The 17,074-nt window shown below is 72.0% G+C and carries 16 protein-coding genes and 1 pseudogene; 6 read left to right on the top strand and 11 right to left on the bottom strand.

Features of this window, described 5'->3' with window-relative positions; all coding sequences use genetic code 11:
* Window positions 1-53: 53 nt before the first annotated feature.
* The 5 genes and pseudogenes from ACQEVU_RS05695 to ACQEVU_RS05675 form a co-directional block, all read right to left on the bottom strand.
* Window positions 54-1,073, bottom strand: a complete 1,020-nt coding sequence (locus tag ACQEVU_RS05695; protein WP_433321474.1) for an ATP-binding protein — start codon at window positions 1,071-1,073, stop codon at window positions 54-56.
* Window positions 1,074-1,076: 3 nt separating this feature from the next.
* Entirely contained in the window at window positions 1,077-2,543 is a 1,467-nt protein-coding gene (locus ACQEVU_RS05690) for a hypothetical protein (RefSeq protein ID WP_433321472.1), read from the bottom strand.
* Between the two features lie 20 nt (window positions 2,544-2,563).
* Entirely contained in the window at window positions 2,564-4,165 is a 1,602-nt protein-coding gene (locus tag ACQEVU_RS05685) for an ArnT family glycosyltransferase (RefSeq protein WP_433321471.1), read from the bottom strand.
* On the bottom strand, window positions 4,155-5,444 hold the full coding sequence (locus tag ACQEVU_RS05680; protein ID WP_433321469.1) for a glycosyltransferase: 1,290 nt from the start codon (window positions 5,442-5,444) through the stop codon (window positions 4,155-4,157). The genes ACQEVU_RS05685 and ACQEVU_RS05680 overlap by 11 nt, the downstream gene beginning before the upstream one ends.
* 73 nt (window positions 5,445-5,517) lie before the next feature.
* Window positions 5,518-5,862, bottom strand: a pseudogene (locus ACQEVU_RS05675) (GtrA family protein); the annotation flags it as partial.
* Window positions 5,863-5,961: 99 nt separating this feature from the next.
* Here ACQEVU_RS05675 and ACQEVU_RS05670 point away from each other — a divergent pair.
* The 5 genes from ACQEVU_RS05670 to ACQEVU_RS05650 are packed head-to-tail and all read left to right on the top strand — an operon-like array spanning window position 5,962 to window position 10,923.
* Complete coding sequence (locus ACQEVU_RS05670) at window positions 5,962-6,609, top strand: response regulator (protein WP_433321467.1); 648 nt, start codon at window positions 5,962-5,964, stop codon at window positions 6,607-6,609.
* Window positions 6,606-7,445, top strand: coding sequence for a sensor histidine kinase (locus ACQEVU_RS05665; RefSeq protein WP_433321465.1), 840 nt, complete (start codon window positions 6,606-6,608; stop codon window positions 7,443-7,445). The genes ACQEVU_RS05670 and ACQEVU_RS05665 overlap by 4 nt, the downstream gene beginning before the upstream one ends.
* A gap of 35 nt (window positions 7,446-7,480) precedes the next feature.
* A complete protein-coding gene (locus ACQEVU_RS05660) occupies window positions 7,481-9,055 on the top strand; it encodes an FAD-dependent oxidoreductase (RefSeq protein ID WP_433321463.1) in 1,575 nt (524 codons plus the stop codon).
* Window positions 9,052-10,215 (top strand): cytochrome P450, encoded by a 1,164-nt coding sequence (locus ACQEVU_RS05655; RefSeq protein ID WP_433321461.1) that lies wholly within the window; start codon window positions 9,052-9,054, stop codon window positions 10,213-10,215. Before ACQEVU_RS05660 ends, ACQEVU_RS05655 begins: the two co-directional genes overlap by 4 nt.
* An 18-nt stretch (window positions 10,216-10,233) precedes the next feature.
* A complete protein-coding gene (locus ACQEVU_RS05650; RefSeq protein WP_433321459.1) occupies window positions 10,234-10,923 on the top strand; it encodes a DivIVA domain-containing protein in 690 nt (229 codons plus the stop codon).
* Here ACQEVU_RS05650 and ACQEVU_RS05645 read toward each other — a convergent pair.
* Window positions 10,920-11,660: a sensor histidine kinase gene (locus ACQEVU_RS05645; protein ID WP_433321458.1), complete on the bottom strand. Its 741-nt coding sequence runs from the start codon at window positions 11,658-11,660 to the stop codon at window positions 10,920-10,922. The genes ACQEVU_RS05650 and ACQEVU_RS05645 overlap by 4 nt on opposite strands.
* 70 nt (window positions 11,661-11,730) lie before the next feature.
* Between ACQEVU_RS05645 and ACQEVU_RS05640 the strand changes: the two genes are divergently transcribed.
* The gene (locus ACQEVU_RS05640; RefSeq protein ID WP_433321456.1) at window positions 11,731-12,978 is read left to right on the top strand and encodes a hypothetical protein; all 1,248 of its coding nucleotides are present in this window, start codon (window positions 11,731-11,733) and stop codon (window positions 12,976-12,978) included.
* A gap of 55 nt (window positions 12,979-13,033) precedes the next feature.
* On the opposite strand, the gene ACQEVU_RS05635 is transcribed toward ACQEVU_RS05640, so the two are convergent.
* The 5 genes from ACQEVU_RS05635 to ACQEVU_RS05615 all read right to left on the bottom strand — a co-directional run bounded on the left by ACQEVU_RS05635 (window position 13,034) and on the right by ACQEVU_RS05615 (window position 17,070).
* On the bottom strand, window positions 13,034-13,789 hold the full coding sequence (locus ACQEVU_RS05635; RefSeq protein WP_392810505.1) for a YebC/PmpR family DNA-binding transcriptional regulator: 756 nt from the start codon (window positions 13,787-13,789) through the stop codon (window positions 13,034-13,036).
* 2 nt (window positions 13,790-13,791) lie between these two features.
* Window positions 13,792-14,415: a pyridoxal 5'-phosphate synthase glutaminase subunit PdxT gene (pdxT, locus tag ACQEVU_RS05630; protein ID WP_433321453.1), complete on the bottom strand. Its 624-nt coding sequence runs from the start codon at window positions 14,413-14,415 to the stop codon at window positions 13,792-13,794.
* Window positions 14,416-14,458: 43 nt separating this feature from the next.
* Window positions 14,459-15,358, bottom strand: coding sequence for a pyridoxal 5'-phosphate synthase lyase subunit PdxS (gene pdxS / locus ACQEVU_RS05625; protein ID WP_433321451.1), 900 nt, complete (start codon window positions 15,356-15,358; stop codon window positions 14,459-14,461).
* A 100-nt stretch (window positions 15,359-15,458) separates the two neighbouring features.
* Window positions 15,459-15,929, bottom strand: coding sequence for a hypothetical protein (locus ACQEVU_RS05620; protein WP_433321449.1), 471 nt, complete (start codon window positions 15,927-15,929; stop codon window positions 15,459-15,461).
* Between the two features lie 10 nt (window positions 15,930-15,939).
* Entirely contained in the window at window positions 15,940-17,070 is a 1,131-nt protein-coding gene (locus tag ACQEVU_RS05615) for a glycosyltransferase family 4 protein (RefSeq protein WP_433321447.1), read from the bottom strand.
* Window positions 17,071-17,074 lie beyond the last annotated feature (4 nt).

Raw genomic sequence — 17,074 nt, 5'->3', positions numbered from 1 at the left:
CGAGTCAAACCTGTGCATATGATTCACGGCTCCTCCGCTTCGCTCCAGACCGCTCATGGTGAGGCTCCCTTGGACTCGAGGTCGGCGCCGCGCGGCACCCAGAACGTGACGGTGGTACCGCTGCGGGGAACGCTGCTGATCCGGAACCACCCGCCGGCCAGCGCCGCCCGCTCGCGCATGAGCAGCAGCCCGAGGTGGCCGGGGTCGCTGTGCAGGTTCTCGGCGCCGATGCCGTCGTCGACGACGCGGATCAGGTAGCCGCGGTCCTGTTCGCCGAGGATCACCGTGCACCGGTCCGCCCCGGCGTGCTTGCCGACGTTGGCCACGGCCTCCTGCAGCATGCGGAAGATCAGCAGCCGGGTCGGCAGCGCCGGCTCGGCGGTGAGCCGGTTCTCGACCGTCACCTCGATGTCGTGGTCCTCGGCGAGGTCCTCGAGCAGGTCGCGGGTGGCGGCGGCCAGCCCCTCGTCGGTGAGCCGGGGCGGGCGGAAGTCGAAGATGAGCCGGCGCAGGCGGGCGGCCGCCTGGACCAGCGACGCCTCGAGCCGGTCGAGGATCTCCAAATCCGCCGGGTCGCGCAGCCGCCGGCGCAGATGCTGCAGGCGCAGGGTGGCCGCGGTGATCACCTGCAGGCTGTCGTCGTGCACGCCGGCGGCGATGCGGGCCCGCTCCCGCTCCTGGGTGACCATGAGGTCGGTGAGCAGCTCGCCCTGCTCGTGGCCGGTGAGGGTGAGCCGGGCGATGCGCTGCTCGAGGCTCGCCCGGCTGCGGGCCGGGTTGCTCTGGTCGTCGACGGCGAGGACCAGCAGGCCGCTGGGGTCGCCCTCCAGCGTGCGGGAGCGCACGTCGACGGGCAGCTCCCGGCCGTCGGGCAGGCGCACCGCGGTCGCCACCGGCTCCTCGGGGCTGAAATCCGGCTCGCCGGTGAAGAGGTCGCGGACCCGGCGGCCGACGAGGTCGGCGGTGGTGCGCTGGAACAGTGCCTCGGCGGCGCTGCTGGCCAGGCGCACCACCCCGGCGGCGTCGAGCACGATCAACGCTTCCGGGGCGGCGCGGAACGCCTGCCAGTACAACCCTCAGTTCTCCAGATCCTTCGGCACGACGTACGGCTTGGCCGACGGGATGTCGACCGGGCCACCCGACTTGTCGACCTTGAAGTTCACCGTCGCGACCGCGTCGCTGCGCTGGCCGTGCAGCTGGAACACCACGGTGTCCTCGGTGTCGCCGGGGATCGTGTACTGCCCGACCGCCCGCGCGGTGCCCTTCGCGTCCACCCGGAACGCGGCCACCAGCTCCGGCTTGGCGCCCTTGGCCGTCCGGACGGTCACGTGCACGGCCTCGTTCGGCGCAAACTGGGTCGCGTAGAAGTTGACCACCGTGCCGGGCAGGCCGCCGTACGCGTTGGTGCGCGCCTGCGGGGTGAACGGCAGGATGGTGAACCCGGTGGAGACCGCGGCGCGGCTCTGCTCGCCCATGAAGACCAGCGACTGCGCGCCCTTGAGCTGGAACGGCATGACCAGGCCGGCGCCCTTGAACGTGCCGGCGCCGTCCGTCTCCACGGCCATGACGGGCTGCCCGCCGGCCGCGTTGAGGCGCACCAGCACCCGCTCGCCCGGCGCGAAGCCGCTGCCCGAGAACGTGATCTTCTGGGTCGCCTTCACCGCGTACGGCGCCAGCTTGATCGACGGGTACAGCCGCAGCACCTGGAACGGCGCGCTGGCCGCCGCCCCGCTCGTCTTGCCCACGACTATCAGACTCGTCGTCCCGACGGCCGTGACCCCGACCTTGATCGGCGTCTTACCCACCGAGCCATCCTCGTCGGCCTTCAGGGTGAGGTTCGGGTCGCCGTTGATGCGGCCCCAGTACACGTTGAGCTGCTCCCCCGGCGTGAAGCCCTTGACGGTCAGGTTGACGACGTCGCCCGGCCGGCCGACGATCGCCGACAGCGTGGCCTGCCCGGCGCCCTGGGCCACCGAGGCCTCGGCCTTGGCCACCTTGTCGCTGCCGCGGGCCTGGGCGGTGACCTCCTGCACGGGCGCGCTCATCGTGTTCGGCATGGAGAAGTTGGCGGTGAACACGCCCCACTTCCCCGCCTTCGCCGTGGCCACCTGGTGCGGCTTGCCGGCGTTCTTGGGCGCCTTCTGGCCCGGCTGGGAGGAGGGCCCGAGGTACACGTCGACCATGGAGCCCTGGTCGAAGCCGGAGCCCGAAACGGTGACGCCGCCCCCGAGCCGCACCAGCCCAGGGTTCAGCGTGATCATCGGCGATCCGCCGCCCTGCACCAGGACCCCGTTCAGGTCGATGGTGGGCGCGGGCGGGGCCTTGGTCTGCACCTCGGTCGGGGTCTCCTCGGCGCCGCCGCCGCCCAGCCCCGGCGCGCTCACCCCGAGCGCCGGCAGCAGCGAGCGGCCCACCAGCACCATGAGCACGGCCGCGGCGCCGGCCAGCAGCACGCGCTTGCGGGAGAGCTTGAACTTGGCCTTGGCCCGTTTCCGGCGACCCTTGCCCCGCGGGATCGCGGGCCGATGCTTGAGCGATTGCATCTCGACGCCCCTTCAACAACCTACGACGAATTGCCGATCTTGACGATGGACAGTGAGACGTCGCCCCGGGTCGCCTGCCACACGGTCGTCCCGTGCTGGTCGATCGCCTCGATGATCCAGGTCTCGCCGCCGCGCTGGAGTGCGTCGCGCATCTTGTTCGACATCACGACGTAGTCGACGTTCTCCCAGCTGGAATGGAAGACCTTGTCCCGCACGTCCGGGTCGGACGTGGCCTTGTAGTGCGGATGCGCGTACTTGTACGCCGGCTTGCTGTCGTGCAGCGACACCCAGATGTCGTCGTCGATGATGAGCCGCGCGCTGGTCGGGATGTTGTGCTTGATCCACGCCACCTGCTGCTCCTGCAGCCGGGTGAGCGGCAGCCGGTACGCGTCGCTGAACTCCAGCTGGCCCCTGGCGTTGTACTTCACCAGGAAGCCGCCCGGCATCACCAGCACCGGCACCAGCACGCAGGCCACGAGCACCGCCGCGCCGGCCTGCTTGGTGCGGCGGGTGAGCCAGCCGAAGAACATGCCGAGGTTGAGCGAGAACAGCGGCACCATCGGCGCGATGTAGAAGTCCAGCAGCGCGCTGCGGCTGAGGTAGAACGCGTAGCCGACGGTCATCAGCCCGCACGCCAGCATCGGCGTGCGCAGCCGTTTGTTGCGCCGGCCCGCGATGAGCACCAGCACCGTCGCCGCGGCCCCGGCGATGAGCAGGTAGCGGTCCTTGAACAGCCAGCTCTGCTGCAGCAGGTAGGTGAAGGACAGGCCGTTGGAACTGTTGGAGTTGCGGTGCATCTGCCACCAGATGGTGTTGAGCAGCGACACGTGGCCCTTGAGCTGGTTGTTGTCCGGGCTGAACTGGAAGCCCTCGGGGAACAGCTCGTTCTTGATCTGGGCATACAGCAGGTAGCAGCCCACGGGCACCAGGACCGCGAACCACCAGAAGCTGAGCCCGAAGCGCCGGTTGTTCTGCTCCTTGATCGTCTTGTGCAGCAGGTACGCGCAGCCGGGCAGCAGGAACACCGCGTTCTCCTTGGTCACCAGGGCCAGGCCGAAGCACGCCCCGGCGCCCATCGCGGTGACGATCCGCCCGTCGCGGCGGGCCAGCATGTACAGGCCCAGGAGGATCCAGAACATCATGAGGTTGTCCAGCAGGACCTGGCGCTGGTAGTACACCCCGAGCGGGCTCAGGTTGAACACGAACGTGGCCAGGAACCCCGCCGGCTTGCTCCCGGTGAAGCGCCGGATGATCTCGAACATCAGGAACACCGACGCCAGGTGGACGATGAGCATGAGCACCCGGCCGGTGTTGAGCGCGTTGCCGAACGCGGAGAAGCCGCCCGGCAGCACGCCGACCCACCCGGCCAGGGCCAGCCAGCCCATCGGGGCGTGGTCGTAGAAGTACGTGTACGGGGAGAGCTTGCCCTCCTTCAGCACCGACCAGGCCTGCTCCATGTAGATGCCCTCGTCGGTGAGGTACAGCGGATACCGGAACATGTTCCAGCCGTGGCTGACCAGCCCGATGAGCATGCACAGCGCGATGAGCGCCTTCGGGGCCTTGTCCGGCTTCGGTGCGGTACCGGCTGCGGCCTTCGGTCTTGTGAGGACATCAGCCGACATTGGTCAACTCCGGTGCCTCGGTGCGGTGAGCGCCGACGTGGGCCGTCTTCTCCCAGTTGGTGGCGCCCTTGAGCTGTCGGTAGAGGGCCCGCCCGGCGGCGTAGGACAGCACCATCTGGTACGGGAACCAGGTGATCGCCATCTTCACGACCGTGCCCGGGGTGGCCTTGAGGCCGTGCGCGCCGGTGAACTCGTAGAGCCCGACGACGGACATGACGAAGTGCGCGCCGAGCAGGAGCACCGGCAGCCACGACAGCATGGCCACCGGCACGGGAACGCTGAGCACGAAGGCGCTCAGCAGCGCGACCGGCAGGTAGAAGCCGAGCATCGCCTGCACGTGCGGGAACGCGAGGGTGTACCAGGCCAGGAAGCGCTGCCGCCGGTTGGGCATGAGCTTCCAGGTCCCCTTGCCCAGGGTCTGCATGAAGCCCTGGCACCACCGCGTGCGCTGCTTGATGAAGCTCTGCAGCGTCGGCGGCGTCTCCTCCTTGGTGACGTAGCGGTCGTCGTAGACCACCCGGACCTTCTCGCCCATGCTGGAGACCCGCAGCCCGATGTCGGCGTCCTCGGTGAGGTTGGACTCGTCCCAGCCGCCGAGCCGTTCGATGAGGTCGCGCTTGAAAAAAACCGTGTTGCCGCCGAGGGTGATCGCCCCGTTCTTGGCGTGGTAGTGCAGCCGGCTGCGAAACCAGAAGAAGTACTCCAGCACGTTGAACGTCGAGTACCAGTTGGAGTCGAAGTTCATCAGCTGCACGCCCGCCTGCACCACGCTGACGTCGTCGGACAGCATGATCGTGTTGACGATGTCGAACAGCTGCGGCTGGACCTCGTCCTCGGCGTCGAAGATGGCCACGACGTCGTTGGTGGCGTAGCGCAGCGCCGTGTTGAGCCCGTGCGGCTTGTTGATCGGCCCGTCGTCGAACACGACCACGTCGACGTTGTTGCGTCCGGTCGCGCGCAGCGCCTCGACCTGCGCCCGGGCCCGCTCGATCGTGCCCACGTCGTCGGCCGAGCAGACGACGAGGATCTGCACGAGGTGCGGCGGGTATTCAGCGGACGCGGCGCGGGCGATGGTGTGTTGGATGACCTCCTCCTCGTGCCGTGCCGGGAGGATTGCGGTGAACGAAATTTCCGGCGTAGCACGTTGATCGGGGACGCGTGCCTTGGCGTCCGCCTCCGGCTGGTCCCACGTGTAGATCATGAGATACAGGGCGTGGGCCGCCTGCACCGTCAGCACCAGCGAGATCAGGGTGAGGACGGCCAACACCAACTTCTCCATCGGTGCGTTCACTCCAAATCCACTTCGAGCTGACGGCGAAGTTGACCCCGAATCCAGCCGCGATGCCGACCAGGTTGGCGGGGAGATAGTGCATGCCGAGACCGACCAGCAGCTGCACCACGACGACGTTGACCGGCATCGCGGCCAGACCGGCGAGGCTGAAGTACGCGAACCGCTGCAACGAAAGGCGGCGACGCCGGAAGGTCCACAGTTCGTGCAGGACGTAGTTGGACACCAGAGCGAGTTCGACGGCTGCTACCGTGGCCGGGAGCAGGGCGAGCCCGAGCAGCCCGTGCAGCACGAGCAGGGCGGCGTTGTTGACGACGACACCGCTGACTCCCACCAGGGAGAACCGGCTCAGCCGGTGCAAGTAGGGCGTCACACCCCCAACCGTGCCGACGGGCGCCCCCGGCCACATCACGCCGCGGTCCGGGCTTGTTCCGGACCTTCGTCCTACCCCATTTGGCGTAAGCCGCCGAGCGGTATTTGTTCCTTTTGCGGGGTATAGCGCGCGGCGATGAGTATCAGGATCTTGATCGCCGACGACCATGCGATGGTCCGCGAGGGGCTGCGCAGCTTCCTGGCCCTCAGCCCGGACCTCGAGCCGGTCGGCGCGGCGGCCGACGGGCGCGAGGCCGTGGCGCTGACCCACGAGCTGCGGCCCGACATCGTGCTGATGGACCTGCTCATGCCGGTCCTCGACGGGATCAGCGCGATCGCGGTCATCCGCCGGGAGCTGCCCAGCGTCGAGGTCGTGGCGCTGAGCGGGTACCTCGAGCCGCAGCTGATCGCCGACGCCCTGCACGCCGGCGCGGTCGGCTACCTGCTCAAGGACACCGACGCCGAGGAGTTGCACCGCGCGGTGCGGGCCGCGGCGGCCGGCCAGGTCCAGCTCTCCCCGGCGGTGGCCGCACGGCTGGTGCGCGACGTGCACGTGCCGACCACCCCGCCGCAGCTGACCCGCCGCGAGGAGGAGGTACTCACGCTGCTGGCCCGCGGCCGCGCCAACGGTCAGATCGCCCGCGAGCTGCACATCGCGCCGCAGACGGTCAAGACGCACGTGAGCAACATCCTGCAGAAGCTCAACGCGGAGAGCCGGACCCAGGCCGCGCTGTACGCGATGCGCGTCGGCCTCGTCCCGGTACATGCGGCGGCCCCTTCGTGACCGCCGTCTACGTCCTCGACGCCCGCGGGGCCATCGTCTCGGGCTCCGGCCCGCACGACGTCGTGGACCGCGCGGTCGCGCTCCGGGCGATGGCGAGCGGGCGGCCGGTGTGCACCGAGCGCGTCGCGTATCAGCCGGTGGCGGGCGGCCTGCTGGCCGTCAGCGGGCGGCGGGCGCCGCGCCCGGACGCCCTCGCCCCGTTCGTGCCGCTGGCCGAGCTGCTGCTCGCCTCGGCCGCGGAGCCCGCCCGGCTGGCCCGGGACCTGCACGACTCGATGGTGCAGACGCTGTACGGCATCAGCCTCGGCGCCGGCACCGCCGCCGAGCTGATGCACGGCAACCCCGCGCACGCCGAGGCGTCGCTGGCCTGGATCAAGGAGACGGCGGCGGCCGGCCTGACCGACCTGCGCGGCATCATCCTGCGGCTGCGGCCCGAGACGCTGGTCGGCGCCGGGCTCGCCACCGCGCTCAAGGGCGTGTTCGAGACCCTGCACAACGCGCCCGGCCGCTCCGGATGGGGGCTCGAGCTCGACGCCGACCCGCCGGCCAGCCCGCGGGTGGAGGAGGCGCTGTACCGCATCGCGCTGGAGGCCCTCGGCAACGCCGCCCGGCACGCCGAGGCCTCGCAGGTGACCGTCCGCCTGGCCGGCGACGACAGCCACGTCGTGCTCGAGGTCATCGACGACGGCGTCGGCTTCGTGCCCGACGCGAGCCACCCGGGGCGCCTCGGGCTGCGCTCGATGCGCGAGCGGGCCGAGCTGCTGGGCGGGACGGTCGACATCCACAGCGCGCCCGGCGCCGGGACCGTCGTGCGCGCGGCCCTCCCCACCGGGTGACCCGCCCTCGCGCGGCCGCCGGGCACCGTGGACCCATGCGCGTGGTTGTCGACCTCACGAAGTGCCAGGGGTACGCCCAGTGCGCCTTCCTGGCGCCGTCCGCGTTCCAGATGCAGGGCGACGAGGCCCTGCTCTACGACCCGGAGCCGTCGGACGAGCAGCGCGAGCGGGTCAGCCGCGCGGCCGCGGCCTGCCCGGTGCAGGCCATTCAGATCGACCGGCTGTCGACGCAGGACATGCCGCCGATACACACCGCGCCGGGCGCCGGGCGGATCGTCATCGTCGGCGCGTCGCTGGCCGGGCTGCGCGCGGCCGAGGCGCTGCGCGAGGAGGGCTACGCGGGCTCGCTGACGATGATCGAGGACGAGCCGTACGGTCCCTACGACCGCCCGCCGCTGTCGAAGCAGGCGCTCAGCGGCAACGTCCGGCCCGACGGGACCGGGCTGCCGCGCCGCGACGACCTCGACGCGCAGTGGCGCCTCGGCGTGCGGGCGATCGGCCTGGACCTGCCCGTCCGCCGGGTGCAGCTCAGCGACGGCTCGTCGGTGCCGTTCGACCGGCTGCTCATCACCACCGGCGTGCGGGCCCGGCCGTGGCCCGACCCGGTCGAGGCGGCCCTGGACGGCATGTTCCTGCTGCGCACCCGCGACGACGCCGTCCGCCTCCAGCACCGGCTCTGCCCCGGCACCGGCGAGCGGCCGCGGGTGCTCGTGGTCGGGGCGGGCTTCACGGGCTCGGAGGTGGCCTCCACCGCCCGCTCGCTCGGCCTCGACGTCACCGTGGCCGAGACCGCGCCGACGCCGCTGGCCGGCGCGCTGGGCGGCGTCATCGGCTCGATCGCCGCCGAGATCCAGCGCGAGCACGGCGTCGACCTGCGCTGCGGGGTCACCGTCGAGGCGATCGAGGGCTCCGCCGGCCGGGTCCGCCGGGCCCGGCTCTCCGATGGCTCCTCGATCGAGGTCGACGTCGTCGTCGCCGCGCTCGGCGGCATCCGCAACGTCGAGTGGCTCGAGCGCTCCGGCCTGGCCGTCGGCCCGTGGGGCGTGGCCTGCGACGCCGGCTGCCGCGCGTTCGACATCAACGGCCTGGTGACCGACGACGTCTTCGTCGCCGGCGACGTGGCCCGGGCACCCAACGCGATGTTCGGCTACCAGTTTCTGGCCCTGGAGCACTGGGCCAACGCCGTGGAGCAGGCCGAGGTGGCCGCGCACAACATGGTCAGCGACGAGTCGGACCGCTGGCCGCACCTGCACATGCCGAAGTTCTGGTCGCTGCAGTTCGGGCACAACATCAAGTCCGTGGGGGTACCGACCTTCGCCGACGAGGTCGTCATCACCCAGGGCTCGGTGGAGGAGCGCCGGTTCACGGCGGCGTACGGGTACAAGGGCCGCATCACCGGCGCGGTCACCTTCAACCAGGCCAAGTGGCTGCCGTTCTACCAGCGGCTCATCGAGCAGGCGGCGCCGTTCCCGCCCGAGTTCCCGACCGTCGACCGCCCCGACGACGTGCTGCCCGTGCCGGCCGAGGTGCCGGACCAGAAGCTGCTGGCCCGCGACGCCACCGTCGTGGTCACCGGCCACCGCCCGGCCATCGTGAGGAGCATCGCATGACGACGTCCGTCGGTTCGGTGTTCAGCGCCGTGCTCGACCCGGTCAACCGGCACGACCCGTATCCGCTGTACACCTCGCTGCGGCGCACCCCGGTCACCCGCCAGGCGGACGGCACCTACGTCGTGAGCACGTTCCGGGAGATCTCCGCGCTGCTGCACGACCCGCGGATCAGCTCGGCGGTCTCCGAGAACGACCCGCACGAGCTGCTCGGCCTGCCGCCGAGCTTCCTGCGCCTGGACCCGCCCGGCCACGACCGGATGCGCCGCATCGCGATGCGCCCGTTCGGCCCGCCGCACACCCCGCACCGGGTCGCCGACCTGCAGCCGACCCTCGAGGACCTGGCGGCCGGCCTCATCGCCGAGCTCCCGCCGTCCACCGCGGACCTCGTGGACCAGTTCGCGTACCCGCTGCCGGTCCGCGTCATCTGCGCGCTGCTCGGCGTGCCGCTGGAGGACGAGCCGCGCTTCCGCGCCTGGATCGACGCCGCCCTGACGGCCATCACCCCGGACCGCGCCGCCCTCGGGGAGCTGGCGCAGTACCTCGGCGACCTCGTCGACCGCCGCATCGCCGACCCCGGCGACGACATGCTCTCGGCCCTGGCCACCGACGACGGCCCCGAGGGCCGTATGACCCGCGCCGAGCTCGTCTCCACCGCGATGCTGCTGCTCATCGCCGGCCACGAGACGACCGTGAACCTGATCGCCAACACCGCGCTGGTCCTGCTGCGCCAGCCGTTGTGGCTCGAGCGCCTGCTCGCCGACCCCGCCCTCATCGCGCCGCTGATCGAGGAGGTGCTGCGCTACGACCCTCCGGTGCAGATGCTCCCGTGGCGCACGGCCCTGGCCGACATCCCGATCGGGGGCACCATCATCCCGAAGGGCGCGAACATCACCCTGGTGCTGGCCGCCGGCAACCGCGACCCGGAGCAGTTCACCGACCCGGACCGCTTCAACCCGGATCGCCGCATCGCCCAGCACCTCGGCTTCGGCGACGGCATCCACTACTGCTACGGCGCCCCGCTGGCCCGCCTGGAGGCGCAGCTCGCACTGCGCGCGCTCGCCCCGGTCCTGGCCCGCGCCCGCCTGCTGGAGGATCCGCCGGTGTACCGCATCAGCGCCGTCCTGCGCGGCCCCCGCCACCTCCGGGTCGCATTTGACTAGCGGTCACATGATCGAAGCGTGGCACTGAAGGGCCCGCTTCGACCCGCCTACCTCGCGCTGCTCGCGTCCGGCATCCTGCTGATCGCGGGCGGCGCGGCCGTTGTCGCCGCCCGGCACCGGGTCGACCGGATCATCCTGTGGCCGGTCATCCTCGGCGCCGTGATGGCCGGCAACGCCGTCAAGCGCCTGCGCTTCCCGGCCGACCACGCCATCGCGGTGATCGAGCCGGACGGCGAGCGCCCCGGTTACGCGCTGCAGTTCGGCTACTCGCGCCCCGGCTACCGCACCCGCGACGTCGAGCGGCTGCTGGTCCCGGTCGAGCGGGCGATCGTCACCGCCGACGTGCCGGCCCACGCCGCCGCCCTGGCCCACGCCCGCGCCACGCCGCTGCCGCTGGCCGGCCGCGGCTACGACCGCGCCCGGGTCGACGACTACATCGCCCGGGCGGACGAGCCCCGCCCCGCTCCCACCCTGGAGGTTGCGGACATGGACGTCCCGTTCCAGCACGTGCTGCGCGGCTACGACGCCGTCGCGGTCCAGGCGCTCTTCGCGCAGGTCGAGTCCGCGCTGGCCGGTGGCGACCCGGCCGACCGCGCGGCGGCGCTGGCGGCGGTCGGCGCGACCCGCTTCACCGTCGTCCTGCGCGGCTACGACCGCAACCAGGTCGACCACTACCTCCGGCAGGCGACCCGCGAGCTCGGCGGCTAGCCCGGGCGCGGTCCGGCCTCGAGGGTGCCGCCGAACAGCGCGGCCCGTTCGCGCATGCCGATGAGGCCCTGGCCGGCCCCGTCGATCGGCGCGGGGGTCCGGCCGCCCTCGTCGACGACGCTGAGGTGCAGGCCGTCGGCGCCGTGGCGCACGCCGACGGTGACCGCGGTCGGCCCGGCGTGCTTGAGGACGTTCGTCAGGGCCTCCTGCACGATCCGGTACGCCGACAGGTCCGCCGCCGTCGGCAGCGGCGCCCCCTCGCCCTCGCGCCGCAGGGTCACCGCCAGCCCGGCCTCGCGCATCTGGGCCAGCAGCTCCTCGAGCCGCTCCAGCCCGGCCGGCGGGTCCGCGGCGCCCTCGCCGCGCAGCAGCCCGAGCGTGCGGCGCAGCTCCCCGACGGCGTCGCGCCCGGACGACTCGATGCTGCGCAGCAGGTCCCCGTCGACCGGCAGCCCGGCGTCCAGCCGGCGGCGCACCACGCCGGCCTGGATGACCATGACGGTGACGCTGTGCGCGACCATGTCGTGCAGCTCGCGGGCGATGCGCACGCGCTCCTCCATCACCGCCTCGCGGGCGCGCTGCTCGCGGATCGCCGCCCGGGCGCCGGCGGCGTCGGCGTTGCGCCGCTGCTGTACCGCGACCGCCACCCCCAGCCCCCAGGGCGCCAGCGGGAAGAAAAACGCCCCCATCGGGTCGGCCGGGTCGACGCCCCAGTACGTCAGCCCGATCCCCAGCACGAGCGCGAGCCCGGTCCGGCGCCACTGCAGGTACCGCCGCCCGATCGTGTAGAGACGATGGGAGAACCCGATGCGGTTCCTGCTGATATTGGCGTCGCTGGCCCTGCTGGCGGCGACGGCTGTGGACCCGGCCCTGGGCGACGCGCAGGGCTACGGCGTGTACCGCGCCCACCCCGAGGCCCTGCAGTGGCACGCGGTGCTGCTGCACTCGGCGTGGGCCCTGTTCGTGCCCGGCCTGCTGGCGCTGCTGTCCCCGATCCGCGCCCGCGGCGCCGTGCTGGCCCGCGTCGCGTGGTTCGCGGTCGTGATCGGCCTGACGACGTTCTCCGCGCTGATGGCCGCGGACCTGTGGGTCCTGGCCCTGGAGCAGCAGCTGCCGGACGACGCGGTCCGCCGCGCGGACGAGGCGTTCCAGTCGCTGGCATGGGCGCAGTGGGGCTGGCAGGTCCCCGGCCTGGCCGGCTGGGCGCTGGCGCTGGTCCTGACCCCGATCGCCGCGGCCCGCGCGCGGGTCATCGACTGGTGGACGGCGGGCGCGGCGCTGCTCGGCACGGCGCTGTACTTCCTGTTCGCGATCTCCGCGCTGCCGCTGTCCCTGCTCGGCCCGGCGGTGATGCTGGCCGCCTACACGGCGGCCGCATTCCGGATGTCCCGCCCCGGCGACGGCCCGGACGTCTTCGGCCGTTTCGTGGACCGCTGCGGCCGCGCGGGCCTGGTCGCCGCCCCGCTGCTGTTCGCCGCGGGCCTGGCCACGGTCCCCGGCTTCTCCCCCGGCCTGGACGGCTCGCTGTCGCACCCGGCCCAGGCCCAGGCGAGCGCCCTGCTGCTGCACCTTTCCTGGATCGCCTTCATTCCGGCGGTACTGCACCTGACCCGCACGCCTTCGCGGTGGCCCCGCATCATCGGCGCGGTGACGGCACTGGCCCTGATCAACTTCTCGGCCCTGATGGTCGGCGGCTACACGACGATCGCGGCGGCCACGGCCCTGGACCGCCCGACGGCCGAGCGGGTGGACGCCGCCCTGGGCGACTACGCCCCGTTCACGCTGGGCTGGGTTCTGCCGGGCATGGCCCTGACGTTCCTGGGCCTGATCGCAACGGCGGTCGCCGCGGCCGTGACCCGCCGGGCCCGCTGGTGGACCCAGGTGCTCACGGCGGCCGCGGTGGCCGCCTTTCTGATCCTCGGCGTGGGCCCGCTGAGCCTGCTGAGCCCGGCGCTGTTCCTGGCGGCTCTGGCCCCCCTGGCCCGCACCGCGCGCCCGGCACCGCCGCCGGACGCCGTCCCGAGCAAGCCCGCGGTGGCGGCCGAGCAGCACTGAACGAAACCGGCGCCCCCGCCGGAAGCGGGGGCGCCACGGTGCGAGAACGCGAAGATCAGGCCTCTACCAGGGCCATGACCTCGTCGGAGACGTCGAAGTTGGCGTACACGTTCTGGACGTCGTCGCAGTCCTCCAGGGCGTCGATCACCTTGAAGACCTTGCGGGCGCCCTCCTCGTCCAGGGGGACCGTCACGCTCGGGACGAAGGAGGACTCGGCCGACTCGTAGTCGATGCCGGCGTCCTGCAGGGCGGTGCGGACCGGGATCAGGTCGGAGGCCTCGCAGATGATCTCGAAGGCCTCGCCCAGGTCGTTGACCTCCTCGGCGCCGGCGTCCAGGACGGCCAGCAGGAGGTCGTCCTCGGTCAGCTCGCCGGCCTTCGGGACGATGATGACGCCCTTGCGGGTGAACATGTACGACACGCTGCCGGCGTCGGCCAGGCTGCCGCCGTTGCGCGTGAGGGCCACGCGGACCTCGGTCGAGGCGCGGTTGCGGTTGTCCGTCAGGCACTCGATGAGGATGGCGACGCCGTTGGGGCCGTAGCCCTCGTACATCGCCGTCTGCCAGTCGGCGCCGCCGCCGATGAGGCCCGAGCCGCGCTTGACCGCGTTGTTGATGTTGTCGTTCGGAACCGAGTTCTTCTTGGCCTTCTGGATGGCGTCGAAGAGCGTGGGGTTGCCGGCCGGGTCGCCGCCGCCCGTGCGGGCGGCCACCTCGACGTTCTTGATCAGGCGGGCAAAGAGCTTCCCACGCTTGGCGTCGATGACCGCCTTCTTGTGCTTGGTGGTCGCCCATTTTGAGTGCCCCGACATGCCTAACCCTCCGTCGTCTTACCCGCCTCGCGCGCCATCTCCACGAAGTACCGATGGACGCGCAGGTCGCCGGTGAGCTCGGGGTGGAAGGATGTCGCAAGCAGGTGCTGCTGCCGAACCGCGACAATCCTACCGGCGGCGGGACCGTCTTTCACACGGCCCAGTACCTCGACCGTGTCCTCGACGCTCTCGACCCAGGGCGCCCGGATGAAGACGGCCTGGAACGAACCCCCGTCAATGCCCGAAATGTCCACCGAGCCCTCGAACGAGTCGACCTGCCGGCCGAACGCGTTGCGGCGGACGGTCATGTCGATCCCGCCGAAGGGGACCTGGTCGGCCCGGCCGTCGAGGATCGAGGAGGCCAGCATGATCATGCCGGCGCACGAGCCGTAGACCGGCATCCCGGCGGCGATCCGCTTGCGAACGGGCTCCAGCAGGCCGAACTCCACCGCGAGCTTGCTCATCGTGGTGGACTCCCCGCCGGGGATGATCAGCGCGTCGACCGAGTCGAGCTCGTCGGCCCGGCGCACGGGGCGGCCGACCGCGTCGAGCTCGGCCACCGCGTGCAGGTGTTCGCGGGTATCGCCCTGCAGGGCGAGCACGCCGATGATCACAACCGGGTCCACTGGTGAATGGCTCCTCCGCTGCGCTCCGGACCATTCACGATGGTCACCAGCCCCGCTCGGCGAGACGGTGCGGCTGCGGGATCTCGTCGACGTTGATGCCGACCATGGCCTCGCCCAGGCCGCGGGAGACCTTGGCGATCACGTCCGGGTCGTCGTAGAAGGTGGTGGCCTTGACGATCGCCGCGGCGCGCTGCTGCGGGTTGCCGGACTTGAAGATGCCCGAGCCGACGAAGACGCCCTCGGCGCCGAGCTGCATCATCATGGCCGCGTCGGCCGGGGTGGCGATGCCGCCGGCGGTGAACAGCACGACGGGCAGCCGGCCGGCCTCGGCGACCTCCTTGACCAGCTCGTACGGCGCCTGCAGCTCCTTGGCCGCGACGAACAGCTCGTCCTCGGGCAGCGAGGTGAGCCGGCGGATCTCGGCGCGGATCTTGCGCATGTGGGTGGTCGCGTTGGAGACGTCGCCGGTGCCGGCCTCGCCCTTGGAGCGGATCATGGCCGCGCCCTCGTTGATGCGCCGCAGCGCCTCGCCGAGGTTGGTCGCGCCGCACACGAACGGCACCGTGAACGCCCACTTGTCGATGTGGTTGGCGAAGTCGGCCGGGGTCAGCACCTCGGACTCGTCGACGTAGTCGACGCCGAGGGCCTGCAGCACCTGGGCCTCGACGAAGTGCCCGATGCGGGCCTTCGCCATGACCGGGATGGACACGGCGCCGATGATGCCGTCGATCATGTCCGGGTCGCTCATGCGGGACACGCCGCCCTGGGCGCGGATGTCGGCGGGGACCCGCTCGAGCGCCATGACGGCGACGGCGCCGGCGTCCTCCGCGATCTTGGCCTGCTCGGGGGTGACGACGTCCATGATGACGCCGCCCTTGAGCATCTCGGCCATGCCGCGCTTGACGCGGGCCGTGCCGGTGACCGGCGAACTGGGTGCGGACACGACGGTGCACTCCTAACGGGGAAAAGCTGGATTCACCCTGAAGTTTACGCCCGCGCCCTCACCCGGCCCGACGGCCAATGGCAACCCCGCGGCCCACGAATCAGGACAGCGACGGATCGTCCACGTCGAAATAGGCAGGAACCGGGTGTTTCCGGGCGAGACGGAAGAGCCGGATGAGCGGCCGGCGGCGAACGGCCAGGGCGTCGCGTACCACGTCGTTGTGCACCTGCCGGGCCAGCGCCACCCGGCGGCTCGTCTGGATGAGCGCCTCCGTGACGTCGGACGGGGGGTTGCCCAGGTCCGAGCGCAGGTGCCGGGTGAGGTCGTTCTCGGCCACCTCGCGGTCGTCGGGCTGGGCGTCCAGGGCGATCTTGGCCGCGTACATGAGCGTGGGCAACTGGGCGGCCTCGGCGAGCGCCACCGCGGCCGCGGCCCGGCGCACCAGGTGGGCGTCGAGCGTGGCGTAGGCCGCCGCCGCCCGCGCGTGCAGCCGGTCGACCCGGGCCGCCAGCCACGTCAGGTAGGTGGCCACCGCGACCACCAGGGCCACCACGGCGATCACCCACCACATGCGGCGCAGCCTACGGGACGGACTCCTGCACGGTGGCTCCGGCAACCTCGATCGCGGTGGAGTACACCTCCAGGACCCGCTCGGCGACGACCGGCCAGTCGTAGGCGGCCACCACCTCGGCGCCCCGGGCGGCGAGGGCCGCGCGGCGGGCCGGGTCGTCCAGCAGCGCGGCCGCGGTGCGGGCCAGGGCGTCGGCGTCGCCGACGGGGAACAGCGCGCCGGCCTCGCCGCCGTCCAGGACGCGCCGGAACGCGTCGAGCTCGCTGGCCACCACCGGCGTGCCGGCCGCCATCGCCTCGGTGAGGATCATGCCGAACGACTCGCCGCCCGTGTTGGGCGCGACGTAGAGGTCGACGCTGCGCAGCATCCGCGCCTTGTCCTCCTCGGAGACCTTGCCGAGGAAGACGGCCCGCTCGCGCACAACATCCGACATTTCGGAAATGTCAGAAATGTCACCTGGGCCGGCCACCAGCAGGCGCAGGCCCGGGCGGTCGGCGGCCAGCGTCTCGAAGGCCGACAGGAGGTACCGGAAACCCTTCCTCGGCTCCGTGAAGCGGCCGATGAAGCCGAGCGCCCCGCCCGGACCGGGCCAGCCGGGCAGGGGCACGGCGTCGCGGTACTTCGACGCCTGCACCCCGTTGGGAATCTCCCACGCGCTGCCGCCCAGGTGCTCGACCTGGACCTTGCGCGCCAGCTCGCTGACCGCGATCCGCCCGGTGATCTTCTCCAGCACCAGCTGCAGGACGCCCTGGGCGGCGGCGAGCGCGCGCGAGCGGGTCATGGCGGTGTGGAAGGTGGCCACGACCGGGCCGCGGGCGGAGAGCACGGCGAGCATCGACAGGCTCGGGATGAGCGGCTCGTGCACGTGCAGCACGTCGAAGCGGCCGGCGGCCAGCCAGCGCCGCACCCGGGTGGCCGAGATGAGCCCGAACGACACGCGGGCGACGGAGCCGTTGTAGGGCACCGGCACGGTGCGGCCGGCCGGCACGACGTACGGCAGCGTCATGCCCTCCTCGTCGCCGGGCGCGAGGACGCTGACGTGGTGACCGAGCGCGATGAGGGTCTCGGCGAGGTCGCGGACGTGGTTCTGCACCCCGCCGGGCACGTCGAAGGAGTACGGGCAGACGATCCCGATGCGCAACGCG

The sequence above is a fragment of the Dactylosporangium sp. CA-139066 genome, from assembly GCF_050936175.1.
Taxonomy (GTDB): Bacteria; Actinomycetota; Actinomycetes; order Mycobacteriales; family Micromonosporaceae; genus Dactylosporangium.
The sequence above is the reverse complement of the archived record's forward strand: the minus strand, read 5'-3'. Positions and strand labels throughout refer to the sequence as shown.